The organism is Synechococcus sp. H70.2, from assembly GCF_047462275.1.
Classification (GTDB): Bacteria; Cyanobacteriota; Cyanobacteriia; order Thermostichales; family Thermostichaceae; genus Thermostichus.
The window spans coordinates 322,523-335,989 of record NZ_JANSIU010000001.1; the positions used below are offsets into that span (position 1 = coordinate 322,523).

14 protein-coding genes and 1 tRNA gene are annotated in these 13,467 nt (G+C 60.7%); 7 read left to right on the plus strand and 8 right to left on the minus strand.

Going from position 1 to position 13,467, the window contains the following annotated elements; genetic code table 11:
* Positions 1-1,776 carry a phospholipase D-like domain-containing protein gene (locus tag NW822_RS01625; protein WP_414403297.1) on the minus strand — a complete coding sequence of 592 codons (1,776 nt, stop codon included), beginning with the start codon at positions 1,774-1,776 and terminating at the stop codon, positions 1-3.
* Positions 1,777-1,901: 125 nt separating this feature from the next.
* On the opposite strand from NW822_RS01625, the gene NW822_RS01630 reads away from it, so the two are divergent.
* Together NW822_RS01630 and NW822_RS01635 are read left to right on the plus strand one after the other, a co-directional pair.
* Positions 1,902-2,120, plus strand: coding sequence for a hypothetical protein (locus tag NW822_RS01630; protein ID WP_414362044.1), 219 nt, complete (start codon positions 1,902-1,904; stop codon positions 2,118-2,120).
* 188 nt (positions 2,121-2,308) lie between these two features.
* Complete coding sequence (locus NW822_RS01635) at positions 2,309-3,808, plus strand: DUF697 domain-containing protein (RefSeq protein ID WP_414403298.1); 1,500 nt, start codon at positions 2,309-2,311, stop codon at positions 3,806-3,808.
* Between the two features lie 47 nt (positions 3,809-3,855).
* Here the strand turns inward: NW822_RS01635 and NW822_RS01640 are convergent.
* Positions 3,856-3,930, minus strand: a tRNA-Arg gene (locus NW822_RS01640).
* Positions 3,931-4,114: 184 nt separating this feature from the next.
* Between NW822_RS01640 and NW822_RS01645 the strand changes: the two genes are divergently transcribed.
* The 4 genes from NW822_RS01645 to NW822_RS01660 all read left to right on the plus strand — a co-directional run bounded on the left by NW822_RS01645 (position 4,115) and on the right by NW822_RS01660 (position 8,978).
* Positions 4,115-5,437 (plus strand): dihydroorotase, encoded by a 1,323-nt coding sequence (locus NW822_RS01645; protein WP_414403299.1) that lies wholly within the window; start codon positions 4,115-4,117, stop codon positions 5,435-5,437.
* A gap of 66 nt (positions 5,438-5,503) precedes the next feature.
* Positions 5,504-6,514: an RNase adapter RapZ gene (gene rapZ, locus NW822_RS01650; RefSeq protein WP_414362040.1), complete on the plus strand. Its 1,011-nt coding sequence runs from the start codon at positions 5,504-5,506 to the stop codon at positions 6,512-6,514.
* Positions 6,501-7,859 carry a gluconeogenesis factor YvcK family protein gene (locus NW822_RS01655; RefSeq protein WP_414362038.1) on the plus strand — a complete coding sequence of 453 codons (1,359 nt, stop codon included), beginning with the start codon at positions 6,501-6,503 and terminating at the stop codon, positions 7,857-7,859. The genes rapZ and NW822_RS01655 overlap by 14 nt, the downstream gene beginning before the upstream one ends.
* Before the next feature lie 522 nt (positions 7,860-8,381).
* Positions 8,382-8,978 (plus strand): protein-L-isoaspartate(D-aspartate) O-methyltransferase, encoded by a 597-nt coding sequence (locus NW822_RS01660; protein ID WP_414403368.1) that lies wholly within the window; start codon positions 8,382-8,384, stop codon positions 8,976-8,978.
* A gap of 12 nt (positions 8,979-8,990) precedes the next feature.
* On the opposite strand, the gene NW822_RS01665 is transcribed toward NW822_RS01660, so the two are convergent.
* A complete protein-coding gene (locus tag NW822_RS01665; RefSeq protein ID WP_414403300.1) occupies positions 8,991-9,722 on the minus strand; it encodes a glycerophosphodiester phosphodiesterase in 732 nt (243 codons plus the stop codon).
* A gap of 10 nt (positions 9,723-9,732) precedes the next feature.
* Here NW822_RS01665 and NW822_RS01670 point away from each other — a divergent pair, with 10 nt between their 5' ends.
* The gene (locus tag NW822_RS01670) at positions 9,733-9,918 is read left to right on the plus strand and encodes a hypothetical protein (protein WP_414362034.1); all 186 of its coding nucleotides are present in this window, start codon (positions 9,733-9,735) and stop codon (positions 9,916-9,918) included.
* Here NW822_RS01670 and NW822_RS01675 read toward each other — a convergent pair.
* From NW822_RS01675 to NW822_RS01695, 5 genes are all read right to left on the minus strand, one after another.
* Positions 9,915-10,430, minus strand: coding sequence for a peroxiredoxin (locus NW822_RS01675; protein WP_414362032.1), 516 nt, complete (start codon positions 10,428-10,430; stop codon positions 9,915-9,917). The two genes, NW822_RS01670 and NW822_RS01675, sit on opposite strands and share 4 nt — an antisense overlap.
* A gap of 95 nt (positions 10,431-10,525) precedes the next feature.
* Complete coding sequence (locus tag NW822_RS01680) at positions 10,526-11,050, minus strand: GNAT family N-acetyltransferase (protein WP_414362030.1); 525 nt, start codon at positions 11,048-11,050, stop codon at positions 10,526-10,528.
* Positions 11,051-11,194: 144 nt separating this feature from the next.
* Positions 11,195-11,341, minus strand: coding sequence for a hypothetical protein (locus NW822_RS01685; protein WP_414403301.1), 147 nt, complete (start codon positions 11,339-11,341; stop codon positions 11,195-11,197).
* 630 nt (positions 11,342-11,971) lie between these two features.
* Entirely contained in the window at positions 11,972-12,781 is an 810-nt protein-coding gene (locus tag NW822_RS01690) for a precorrin-2 C(20)-methyltransferase (RefSeq protein ID WP_414403302.1), read from the minus strand.
* A gap of 12 nt (positions 12,782-12,793) precedes the next feature.
* A complete protein-coding gene (locus NW822_RS01695) occupies positions 12,794-13,225 on the minus strand; it encodes an STAS domain-containing protein (RefSeq protein ID WP_414362024.1) in 432 nt (143 codons plus the stop codon).
* Positions 13,226-13,467: the final 242 nt, after the last annotated feature.

Consider the following 13,467-nt stretch of genomic DNA (forward strand, 5'->3'; position numbering starts at 1 on the left):
CTACCAAGTTACTCGACCCCTCAGTTGCTCGACCTTGGCTGGACCAATGCCCTTAACCCGCTGCAGATCCTCCAAGGAAGAGAAGGGGCGAGCCTCGATAATCCGTTGCGCCAGGTCTGGGCCCACGCCAGGCAGCTGCTCCAGCTCAGCTGCCGTGGCCGTGTTTAAGTTAACAAGGGAGGAGCCGGGGGCAGGGGCTGGTGGCAAAGCAGCTGGCGAAGGGGAAGACCTCCCCTTGGGAACGGCAATAACCTCCCCTTCCAGGAGCTCCGACTCCGAGGGGGAGGAAGCAAGGGCAACCGCCAGAGGATTGGGGCAGCGGCGAGCTGCTTCCTCTACCTCCTGCTGCAGGCGGCGGCTAGGGCCAAAGTGGGCATTGGCAAGGAGCCGTTCGAACTCGCGCACAAAGTGATTTGCCACCTGGCTATTGCGAATGATTAAAAGGTTTTCGTCGTTGAGGTGGTTGGCCGAGAGCGACCAGTTGTGGGAGCCAGTGATTACCGTAGCCTGAGGGGTGCCGGGGTCAACGATGGCGAACTTGTGGTGCAGCTTGTCTCCCGGGGCGAGGTTGGGCACGCCCACAGAGGAGGCGGGCACTGTCCAAGGCAGCCGGGCCGCATCCACCCGGCAGTTTTCGTCCGGGAGCAGCAGCCCCCACATCTCCAGAGTGCGGCTGTAGTCGCGAAAGGCAAAGCCGGGATCAAACACCCCGCGAATCTCCACGTTGCGCTCCTGGCGCAGTTGCCTGAGCTGGTTGGCGATCCCTAAGTCCGTAAAGACAAACAGGGCCAGATCCACTTGCTTTTGTGCTTGGGCCAGGGTGGCTGCGATAATGCCGTTGGAAGTAGCCTCGTAGGGCAGAGAACGGCTGGCAGGGGAAAAATGCACCCCCACCACGGCATCGCCAATGAACACCGTCTCCAGGGGGCGCTTGTGCTTGCGCACGCCAAAGCGGCTGTCGGGCAACCCTCCCGGCCCATCTCCCCACATGAGGTTGAATTCCTCAGTGTAGAGACGGGCCAGCTCGGGGCTATCGAGCAGCAGGAGGTGGTTGGCGTTGCCCACGCTGCCAGGAGCAGCGAAATCCCCGTGAATATCGGAGAGGGTGAAATTGGCTGATCCGGTCAGCACCCGTTGCCCGTCGATAATCACAAACTTGTGGTGCATCAGGCCGCTGCCCTTGGAGCCGTCGGCGGTGTCGTCTAGCCAGGGTACCTGGCCTCTATCCAGCAAGGCGTACACATCCCGGCTGGCAATCTCCTCCGGGGAAAATCGCCCATCCCGATTCACATCCACCAGGTGGCGGTACTCTTCGAACTTTTGGCGACTGCGCTCGTCCAGCGCCTGCACCTCAGCAGGGGTAAGCCGGTGCCAGGCCCGCACGTAGGTGTTTTCGGTAATCACCCGCACTGGGATCCCCGCCTGACGCCGCTCTGCCAGGGCCTGGGCAACTAGAGGCAGGTTCAACTCTTGCACCGCCACATCCACCGACTGCCGAGCAGAGCGAATCTGGGAGATAATCAACTCCTCCAGGTTGTAGCCGTAGCGGTAGATCTGGCGATAGGGATCGCGATAGGTGCTCTCGCGGCTTTGGTTAAACGCCACCTGGATGCGAGGGTGCTGCGGCAGAGGGGCCAGGGTGGGCAGCTCTGGCTCTTGAGGGTAAGGCCGGGGTCGGGGGCCCACCCAGTAGCCAATTGCCACCAGGATCAGCAGCAGGACAGCCCACGGCAGCCAACGCCGCAGTTGCCGCCGCCAAGAAGGGGTCTCCTTCATCTCTTTTCCTCCCACAACCTCACCCAGAATACCCAAGCGGCCTGCTGCTCCGGCCACAGCTATCCCACCGCAACAGGGCTTCAGGCAGGCTTAAGATCAGCTCCAGCAACGTTGGGAGGCCTGGCGTGGAACGTTCCAAATGGGTAGCTATGATTACGGGAGTTCTGGCTATTGCCCTAGGGGTGGGCTACCTGTTGCTGGTAGAGCTATTGGACTACCGCGGGAGCAAGTTTTTGCCAGCGCCGCTGGAGCCACCAGCGATCTTGGGATCTTTGGCAGGGATCCCGGGGCCACGGGCGCTCCTTGGCGCTTGCCTTTCTGGTTTATTCCCTAGCTGGGGCTAGACTCAGCCGTCTCCGCACCGGCTTACCCGAAAAAATTGTATGCTCAGCTACAGTAAGCCTATGCTAGAGAAGCGGCTGCGGCTCCCGGCTGCGCCGGGGTTACCAGCGGAGAGGGTTCAGCCCTTTTAAATCCGCGATTGCTTCAGGAGCCGTTCCGGGTTGGGCCTTTGGGCAAGCTGTGGGTTGGCATGGTGTTATCGCGCTCCACTTGGCTGTGGTTGTTGACAGGGCTGGGCCTGGTAGCCTTGAGCCAGTACCTGCAGTGGGTTGGCGGCCTCCACAGCTTTATCGCCTCCTATTCGGGGCTGCTGGCCGACCTGACCGTGGCTGGCCTCCTAGGAGGAACAGTGGCAGCGGGGCTGGCGGTGCGCCACTGGTGGCAGCAGGCTGGCCAAGGCCAAAAGGAGCCCACGCCAGGGGCCAAGCCGCGGCGGGTTAAGTTGACGCGGGATCAGGTCCAGGCAGATCTCCAGGATGTCGATCGCCTCATCCAGAAGCTGCAAAACGACATCAGCCGCCGTGCCCTGCAGGCCAAGAGACAGGAGATTGATCAGCGGCTGGCTGAGGAAGCATTGCACCTAGTGGTGTTCGGCACTGCTTCTGCTGGCAAAACCTCTCTCATCAACGCTCTGCTAGGGCGGCCTGTGGGGGAAACCGCCCCCACGCTGGGCACTACCCAGCAGGGATCCATTTACACCTATCAGCTGGAGGGCTGGAGCGGCTCCATTTACCTCACCGATACCCCTGGGCTATTGACGATTGGCGGTGCCGGCGAAGCCGATGCCCGCGCCCTGGCCCAGAAAGCAGATCTACTGATTGTGGTGGTGGCGGGGGATCTGCTGGCTTCGGAATACATGGAGCTACTGGAGTTGGCCCGCTTGGGGAAAGCCACTATCTTGGCCCTCAACAAAACCGATCAAATGCCGCCGGAGGATGTGGAGACCATCCTGGCCCACCTACGCCGCCGCACGGCCGGCGTCCTTCCTCCGGAGCAGGTGGTGGCCATTGCCGCTGACCCCGAGCCCTTGAAAGTCCGCTACTACTTCCCAGACGGGTCTCGGCAGGAAACTTGGGAGCCGCAGCCCCCTGATCTTGCCGCCCTCACCCAGCAGATGGCCCGCCTACTGCAGCAAAAGGGATCCCATCTGCGCCTAGCTAACGCCCTCCTGCAAACCCGAACCCTCAGCGAAGCCGTCCAGCAGGCCCTGCGGGAAGAGCGCTGCCAACGGGGCCGCCAGATTGTGGAGCGGATGCAATGGGCAACGGCTGCGGCTCTAGCCGTGACTCCCCTCCCTGCTTTGGATGTCCTGGCGGGAGTGGCCATCCAGGCGCGCATGATTGGAGAGCTGCACCAGCTTTTCGATCGCCGCATTACCCTGCAGCAGGCTCAGGCCATTGCCCACCGCTTGGCCCAAATGATTGTGCAACTCGGGGGACTGGAGCTAGCTACCCACGCCCTTGGCTCTGCCCTCAAAGCTAGCCCCTGGATGCTCATGGGGATCCCTCTGCAGGCAGCCAGCGGCGCCTATCTGACGCGGGTGGCGGGGCTCAGCTACCTGGAGTGGCTGCAGTCGGGGGAGCCTTGGCAGGAGGAGCTCCTGCAAGAGCAGCTGAGGCAGCAGCTCCAGAACGGCCATCCTCTGGCTTTCCTCAAACAGCTAGCTCGCCAAGCCCTTTCCAGCAGCTAGCCGGGGACTTGCCCAAAGCAGCACCCCTACAGCACTGCTAGGGGTAACGGGACTGGGCGGATTTGAACCGCCGACCTAGCGCTTAGGAGGCGCTTGCTCTATCCAGGCTGAGCTACAGCCCCAGGTCCAACACCCCACTGGCTCTACCCATCTTAACCCCCAACCTACCCTACGCTAGAGCCAAGGGAAACCGAGTAGCCCTCCAGCTTCAGGAACGACTCTCAAGGCCTGCGGCAATTGTTTGTCAAGCTACTCCCCTGGAGTTGGTGGTAGGTTAGAAGGATGGAAGTTTAAGGGGGCAAGCTTTTGCCGAGCGACCTGCTGATCCGCAATGCAGAGCTGGTAGTGCCGGAAGGGGATCCCTGGGTGGGAGATGTGCTGGTGCGGGACGGCCGGATTGCCCAGATTGGCCAGTATCTCCCGCTGGAGGGGGTGGCTAGGGTCATCGATGCTGAAGGCCATACCCTAATGCCGGGAGTCATCGATCCCCAAGTTCACTTTCGCGAGCCAGGCCGCGAGCACAAAGAAGACCTCCAGACCGGATCCTGGGCCTGCGCCCGCGGCGGGGTAACCAGCTTTTTGGAGATGCCCAATACAGATCCACCAACAATTGACCAGAGAGCACTAGAGGACAAATTGGCGCGGGCCGCCAGCAAGTGCGTAGTCAACTACGGCTTTTTCATTGGAGCCACTGCCGATAACCTAAAAGAGCTGCAACGGGTGCAAGGAGCCTGTGGCATCAAGATCTTCATGGGATCCCAACATGGCCCCTTGCTAGTGGACGACCCGCTAGTGCTGGAGCGGATCTTTGCCGAGACAGATCCCAATTTTGTCATTGCTGTCCACGCTGAAGATCACGCTCGCATTCAGGCCCGCCGAGCTCTCTTTGCTGGACGTACAGATGTGGCGGTTCACTCCCTAATTCAGGATGAAGAAGCAGCCCTGATTGCCTCGCGCCGAGCTTTAGACTTGGCCACTCGCTACCGCCATCGCCTGCATATCTTGCACCTTTCCACGGGCCTGGAAGTGGAGCTGCTGCGCCAGCACAAGCCAGTTTGGGTTAGCGCCGAGGTAACGCCTCAGCACCTGCTGCTTAGCACTGCTGATTACGCCCGCCTGGGCTCCCTGGTCCAGATGAACCCGCCGCTGCGGGATGCGGCTAACCTAGCCCAGCTCTGGCAGGGGCTGCAGGAGGGCATCCTCGATTGCATCGCCACCGACCACGCCCCTCATACCTTGCAAGAAAAGGCCCAGCCCTACCCCCACTCCCCTTCTGGTATGCCCGGGGTGGAGACAGCCCTGCCGCTGATGCTGACTGCCGTGCAGCAGGGCCGCTGTAGCCTGCGCCAGGTGGTGCAGTGGATGTGTGAGGCGCCAGCCCGCCTCTATGGGATCCCCAACAAAGGGCGACTGCAGGTGGGCTACGATGCTGACCTGGTGCTGGTGGATCGCCGCACGCCCAAGCCGGTACGACGGGAAGAGCTGCTAACCAAATGCGGCTGGAGCCCCTTTGAGGGGTGGGAATTGGTGGGCTGGCCCTTACTAACCATTGTGGGCGGACAGATTGTCTTTCAAAACGGCCAGGTGGATCCCTCGGTGCGAGGCCAGGCCCTAACCTTTCTTCGCTAGGGAGATTCCCCCGTGGACTGGAGGTAACCCCTTCCGTGGGTTCCCCCTCGCCCTAGAATAGGCTCCATGGACAGTCAAACAAAACCAACCCCCGCGATCACACCCGTTCTGGTACTTGCCGGCCTAACCGGAGCAGGGAAAACTTTGGCCATTCAGCAATTGGAGCAGCTGGGCTACACCGGCCTGGAAGGGATCCCGCCCAGTCAGGTGATCCCCTTGGTTGAGGCCATGCGGCCCCACCACGCCGCTTTGGCCATCAGTTTGAATCTCCACGCTCAGGAGTATCGGGAGCAGCTCTGCGAGTTGGCCGCCTGGATGCAAGCCCAAGGGATCCCTTTCCTGTTCCTCGAAGCCCGGCCCCTCGTCTTGCTCAGTCGCCTCAGCGCCCAGCGCCGCCCCCACCCCCACCATACCGGCGGCGGCCTGCTGGCGGCCATCGAGCAAGAAATACGCGAACTAGCACCGATCCGGCAGCACTGCACCCACCTGCTGGATACCTCCGAGCTCAATAGCCAGCAACTGCGGCAGCAATTGCAAGCCTTGGTGCAGGGGATCCCCCAACCTCTTAACTTGCGGCTGGTTAGCTTTGGCTTCAAGTACGGCGTTCCTCCCGATGTCAACCTGGTGTTTGACGTGCGCTTTCTGCCCAACCCCTTCTTTCAACCCCATCTGCGCCACCTAACCGGCCAGGATCCCGCGTTGCAGGAGTTTCTCTTTGCTGACCCCCTGACCCAGTCCACCTACCAGCAGATCCTTTCCCTGCTGCGGGCCTGGTGGCCCCACTATCGAGCAGAACGGCGGCCCCACCTAACCGTAGCCATTGGCTGTACCGGCGGGCAACACCGCTCCGTGGCTTTGGTGGAACGCTTGGCCCAGGATTTGCAGCCCTGGACCCTCCCTGCCAACGGCTCTGGCCTGCCCGAGCTCAACCTCCAGGTAGAGCACTGCCATTTGTTGGAGTCGCAGCGGGAGCTGGAAGCCTGCTTTGGAGCACCGCCGGCTGACCTCGGCAATGGGCAACCAAAGGTTAGGATGCCTTTGGCCGGCGTTCCTGTCCCCTCCCATGAGCAAACCTGAGCCCCACAACAAGTCCCTCGTTCGGGGGCCTCGCCGCCGCAAGACTGCCGGGTGGCGAAGTGCCTGGAAATGGCTCTTCCCCGGCCTAGCCGTCAAACGCTGGCTTAGCCTGGCGATGGGGGGCGTGCTGCTGATGCTGCTGGGCATTGCCATCTGGACAGAATTGACCCCCATCTTTCGCCTGAAGCGGCTAATTGACCTTACCCTGCGCTTAATCACCACCTGGATCCCGAACAAGGTCAGTGGCCCCTTGGTAACTGGGATTGGTTTGGCAATGGTGGTGCTGGGCTTCCGCAGCGCCATGCGCTCCATTGAAGATGTGCTGATCCCAGAAGGAGACGAGGCGCTGGTGGATAAGCTCCTCTTGCGGCGGCGTCTGAGCCGTGGCCCTCGCATTGTGGTGCTGGGGGGCGGCACCGGCCTTTCTAACCTGCTGCGAGGGTTGAAGCGCTACAGCTCCAACATCACCGCCATTGTTACTGTGGCCGACGACGGCGGTTCTTCAGGGCGCTTGCGGCGGGAGATCGGCGTGTTGCCCCCTGGTGACATCCGCAACTGCCTCACGGCTTTGGCCAACGAAGAAAAGTTGCTCACGGAGCTGTTTCAATACCGCTTCCAAGCCGGGGAAGGGCTGACCGGTCACAGCTTTGGCAACCTGTTCATCACCGCCCTCACCGCCGTGACCGGCGGCGACCTCATCCGGGCCATCACCGCTACCTCGCAGGTCTTGGCCATTCAGGGACGAGTACTGCCGGCTACCCTGGCGGACGTCACCCTCTGGGCGGAGCTCAGTGATGGCCGCCGCGTGGTGGGCGAGTCCAACATTGCCAAAGCCAGGGGGCGCATCTGTCGCATTGGCTGCGACCCGCCCAACCCTCCCGCCTTGCCTGAGGCCATCGAGGCTATTGAAGCGGCAGAGTTTGTGGTGCTGGGGCCGGGCAGCCTCTACACCAGCATCATCCCCAACCTTTTGATCCCGGAAATTGTGGAAGCCTTGGCCAAGAACATGGCACCCCACATCTACGTGTGCAACATCATGACGGAGCCGGGAGAAACCGACGGCTACACTGTTGGGGATCACGTCATGGCTTTGGATCGGGTGGCGGGCGTGCGCCTGTTCGATGCTGTCCTGGTGCAACGGGATCCCCCTTCCCCCCGCGCCCTAGAACATTACCGCCGCAACGGTTCCGAGTTTGTGGTCTTGGATCCGGATAAGCTGGCCTACCTGGGTTGTCGGGCCGTCTTGGCTAACGTCATGCAGGAAGATCCCGAGACTGGCTTGGTGCGCCACAACCCTGAACGCCTGGCGGCGATGCTGATGCGCTGGTTCGACAGACACCGCTAAACCACCCCACAGCTCCTAAGGGCCAGCCGTAGCCACTAGCTCCTGGCGGCCAAGTCGTGCCCCTCTATCCCCTTGCAGGAAAGGCTAGGGATCAACCCTAGCCCCAAGAAGCCTGAACTCGTGAGGTTGTCAAGTAGGTCCGTCGAGGCCGCATTTTGAGGCCAGGACGGCAAGAGTTTAAGAAAAACCGGCAATGGCTTGCCCCGACGGAGGACACACAAATTGGGCCACTCGATCCGGGCTATAGGCCTAGCCTTCTCGGTTTCCGGGAGAGATTTGTGGCAGCAGGTTTAAAGCTGGAAGTCTTGTGGAAAATGGGCCAGGATCGAGTTAAGGGATCCCAAGGTGGGAAAATCCCGGCAAGTTGTTAGCTTTGGAGGTTGGGCGCCAATGGTAAGGTTGTTCCCCTCCCCCTTTAAGAAGACTTCCGACCCCTGGGCTGGGATCCCGTGTGCTCCTAGTCCCTCTTCTTCTTCCAACGGTGAGGCGGAGCCTTGTCCTTTTGCTGCCCAACGGGAACAGATGGTGAAGGAGCAGATCTTGCAGCGAGGGATCCGGGATCCGCGGGTGCTGGAAGCAATGCGCAAAGTGCCGCGTCACCTTTTTGTTCCCCCGGAGCTGCGGGATCGCGCCTACAGGGATTGCCCACTGCCCATCGGCTACGGCCAGACCATTTCTCAGCCTTACATCGTTGCCTTCATGACCGAGGCGGCCCGCCTCACCCCTCAGTCCGTGGTGTTGGAAATCGGCACCGGGTCTGGCTATCAGACGGCCATCTTGGCCGAGCTGGCCCGCCAGGTGTACAGCCTGGAGCGGCTGGCCCCCTTGGCTGCTCGCGCCCAGCAAACCCTCACCGCCTTGGGCTACCGCAATGTGGAGGTGCGTCAGGGAGATGGCTACCAAGGTTGGCCGGAACACGCTCCCTACGACGCTATTGTGGTTACAGCCGCACCCCCCGCTGTGCCGACAGCGCTTCTGGAGCAACTGGCGGTGGGCGGTACCCTGGTGGTGCCGGTAGGCGAAAGGCAGGGATCCCAATCCTTGCTGATCCTCCACAAAACCCCCGAAGGAGTGGTGCAAAAGGAGGCTTTCCCCGTGCAGTTTGTGCCCATGGTCTAGAAGGGGGGATCTTCAGGAGACAGCCCAGAGCTGAGCGCGAATGTGCAGCGCCAAGGAGGGGAGATCGGTAATCAGTCCCCGCACCTCCCCCACGGGCGGACGCAGGCAAAAGGCCATGATCTCCGGGTCGTTCACCGTCCAGACGTAGAGCGGTATCCGGGCTTGGGCTGCTGCTGCCAAAAACGGCAGGTTCAGCCAAGAGTAGTGGGGGGCAAGAAAATCCGCTCCCACCTCCCGGCAATAGGCCAAGGGGGATCCCGCTGGCTGCGCCTCCACCAAAAGGCCAACCTGGAAGGCAGGATCTAAGTCGCCGCGGCGCAAAAGCTCTTTCAGCCGCCTTACCACCTGGGGCAAAAAGGAGGTGAGCACGCAGGCCTCCGGGGAAAGTTGCTTGCTAATCAAGGCAAGGACTTGTTCTTCGTAGCCGGCCTCCTTCAGCTCGAGGTCGAGGGCAATTTTGCCTCCAACCTGAAGCAGCACCTCCTCTAAGGTGGGAATCGTGGGCTTGCGGGCGCGGATCTCGGCCCAGGTGAGCGCCGCCAACGGCTGCCCCTCCAGCTCAGCGTCGTGGAAAACCAGAAGGATCCCGTCGCGGCTGCGGCGCACATCCAGCTCGATCCCGTCGGCCCCACTTTCAATGGCCGCCGTAAAGGCAGCCAGGGTATTCTCCTCAGCATGGGTGTGATCCCCCCGGTGGGCCACGATCTGGGTGGGAAAGCGATAAGCTGGAGGAGTGGAAGCCATCCCTACAGCCATGGATCCAGCCGAAGTTGCCGCCCTAAAAGAGCGCATTAAGCGTATCCGCGAGCGCAGACCAGCCCTAGTCAAGCTTTTGGAAAGGCCAGATCTAGGTAGCTTGCGTGTCGATGTCAATCAAGCCCTCGAGGAAATCGACGAGCTGCTGCAAGAGTTTGAGCAGACCTTTGGCCCGCAGGACTAGCCGGCCTGGGTAAGCTCTTGCAACTGGGCCAAGACCTCGGCACTGTGCCGGTAGGGGTTGACAATTGGGTAAATAGCCCGCAGGATCCCGTCAGGATCAATGAGGAAGGTGTTGCGCAGGGCCATGTCCCCCATCCACGAGCCGTAGGCGCGGCTGGCCTTGCCCTCGGGATCCGACAGTAAAAGAAATTGCAGCCCCTCCGCTGAGCAGAAACGGCGGTGGGAGTCAACTGAGTCGGCGCTCACCCCCACAATCTCCGCCCCTAGAGCCCGAAACTTAGGCAGATCCTGCTGAAAGCGGCGGGCCTCAATGGTACACCCAGAAGTGAAGTCGCGAGGGTAGAAGTAGAGCACCACCCACTTGCCGCGAAAATCCGCCAACCGCCGCAGCTGCCCTGACTGATCCAGCAGCGCAAACTCCGGCGCCGGCGCCCCAATCTCTGGCAGGGGGGTGGTGCCCCACTGCGCCAGAGCAGGCTGAGCTCCTGCCAAGCTCACCAGCAGAGTCGCCAACAATCCTGCAAGACCCAACCAGCCCCAGATCCTGCCCCCTCTTTTGAGCACCACTGCAACTCCTCTCCAGCTCTCTGGCTCTAGTTTACATAACTTCATGGCAACCACTTGCAGAGCAAAAGCTGGGGTGGGATCCCCAGCCACCGCCAAAGTTGAGAGGTGCGCTGGACGGGAGTGTAGCGCAGTTGGGCGTAGAGCTGCCGGGCGGGCAGATTGTCTTCCACCACGTGCAAATGCAACTGGCGATAGCCCCACTCCTGCACCACCACCTCGGCGCTGAGCAAAAGCTGCCGCGCAATTCCCCGCCGTCGCCACTCCGGCAGCACCGCTAAGTTGGCAAGGTAGGGATACTTCCCGTGGGCCATGGCCCGCAGCGAGATCTCGGCAGTCCCCACCACTTCTGCCCCTACTGCTGCTGCTAGGCAACGGTAGTAGGGATCCCGGCCTGCCAGCTTGAGGCGTAAATCCTCGCGAATGATGAGTTTGTGAATTGGGTGCAGCCAGCGCTGCAAGCCTAGGGGTGGATAAAAGACCCGGGCAAGAACCTCCGCCACAGGATCCAAATCAGCCGCTGTGGCAGGATAAACCACCAAGGAGGGCAGTAGGGAGGAAGGGCGCAAGGATCCCTAGCAAGCATCGCTACCATTTTCGCAGACAAGTTGCCGGCAACCTGCCAAATGCCAAAAAGAGATGGCGGCCCCTACTTGAGAACCGCCACCGCCCCCATCAACCAAAGCCTATCTTCACCACCTGCGCCCTCCGCCCTACAGATCGCTAGCATAGCGAGCTGAGCCTTTGCCGCGGTAGATATCATCTGTGATGGGCTGGTAGCCGACTTCCACCAAATCGGACTTGGCAGGCGTGAACACCCGGATAACTGCTCTAGCAATTTTTGCCAGAAAGGCAAACATAGAAACCTCCTGCAAGCGAAAGTAAACCATTATCGGCCACAGCTTTAGGAAGCTCAATTTGCCAAAGCCCGCGGCCTCTGTCTTCTTAAGCAAAATCCTGCCTTGCCAGAGCCTGCAGGGGGAGCACCTGGACCTCACCGAGGCACCGGTTTTCCACCTCTTCTTCGATCCTCGCTGATCCTCGCTGGAGACTCGAAATAGCAGACCGGCACTTCCAGAAGCAACAGCGCCCACTGTCTTTCTCACCTTCCTAGAAGAGGTAAGCGACCTCCTGCGCTACAGTGCCTTCCTTCAGCAAGCCCGGCAGCTATTTGATGTAGCTCCCATGTCCCTTGCTTAGGGGGAAAACCTGTCGTAGAGGCCAGGTGCTCGTCTGGGCAAGACCACCACTTGCTTAATGTACCTGCCAGCACAACTTGGCGGGAGCTTACTTGAAATCGACTCGAGAAGTTGTCTGGCTTGGGGTTTTGAAGCTGAGCAAGCTGCAAGCTGGTGTCTTGCCCCGCTCCTAGATTTGGGATACTACCTCCTTTCCTGAATCACTACACTTTTAATCTAGCTCAGGCTGGGTACTCCTACAGTGGATAGCAACTGTCTTTAACAGACTAGATTATTTCTTCAATTGGCTTGCTATTTTTCTTCACGGGCGCCACCTAAATCCCATTTCTCTCCCAGAGAGGAGCCCACTTTTTGGGAACTTTTTGGCAGGCAGGCCAGTCGAAGGGAACTGCAGTTCCGAGGCCACAGGATTAGCAGAGAAAAGTAGGGGGGGCGGTAGTCGGCCAATCCGTCGAGGGTGGGAAAAAGGGCTTGCTGGGGCCAACCAGCCCAGACCACCAGGCTGGCCTGCTGCAACCAGCCTCTTTCGGCCAGCCACTGCCAAACTTGGGGGTAGACAGAAGCCACCTTCATGAGGACAACCACATCAGCCCAAGCACAGGCCTCCTCCAGCTCTGCTAGGGCAAAAAGAGCTGGCAAGATGGCCAATTTCTCAGGGCCAAGGGCCAAGGGAGATCCCAAGGCCGCCGCAGCAGCCAGAGGGGAGGATACTCCCGGTATGGCCTGGATGAGCACGTCGGGGAGCCGCTGCCGCAGGGCCTGGGCCAGGTAGGCGAAGGTGCTGTAAAGACCCACATCCCCTTCGCAAACAAAGACCACATCTTCTCCTCGTTCTAGGGGAGGGGCCAGTTGCGCGGCAGCTGCTTCCCAGGCCCCTTGGAGGAGCTCAGGTTGGAGGACAAAGGGTAGATGCAGCGGCAGCAGAGTTTGCTCCGGCCGCAGCCAAGGACGGACGATTTGGTAGGCCAAGCCCGGCTGGCCGTCAGCATTTTGGGGGCAGGCCACCCACTTGGCGGCCTGGAGAATCCGCACTGCCTTCAGGGTAAGCCACTCAGGATCGCCTGCTCCGGCACTGACACCCCAAAAAGTTCCCAAACCCATGCCAGCGTACGTCTAGGAGGCTTCGCCCTCCGGCTTCTCCAAGCTAGAGCTGGCAGCCTCGGAGCCCCCCTCAGGCGCTGGGGAGCTCTGCTCGGCGTGCCTTTTGCTCTCTGCAGCTAGATAACCCAAAGCTTCCTGGAGGGAGTTGCGCAGAGCCAGGAACTTCTCCAGCCGCACCAGCTTTACCGTTTGGGTAATCCGAGGGTTACTGACCACCTGGAAGATGCCCCCACGGCCCTGTACCAGTTTGGCCAGTTGTACCAGGGCGCCGACGCCAGAGCTGTCAATGAAGTCGATCCCTGTCAAATCGAGGATAAGGTTGGGGGATCCCTCTTCTAGGTGCTTGGTAACCACTTTCACGAACACTGGCTCAGAAAAAGCATCAAGGAGACCTGTCAGGCGAAAGACCTGGCAGTTTTCCAAGGCTTCGTAGCTGCCACGCAAACTAACTGTCAGAGACAGAGGTTCCGGAATGGCTTTTCTCCTTTTATCTCCCGACTGCTCCAAACTATACACCAGTGGACAAAGCTGTAAGCACCCCACACCACCAACGCAGCCGCTCTCGCAGCCTTACTCTGTCCGCTGTTGGTGCTTTTTCCTACTTCCTCAACCCACAGCGCGGGGCAGGCTACCCCTAGGGCCAGAGGGATCCTCCCCACAAGCTGGGGGTGGAGACATTGTAGACA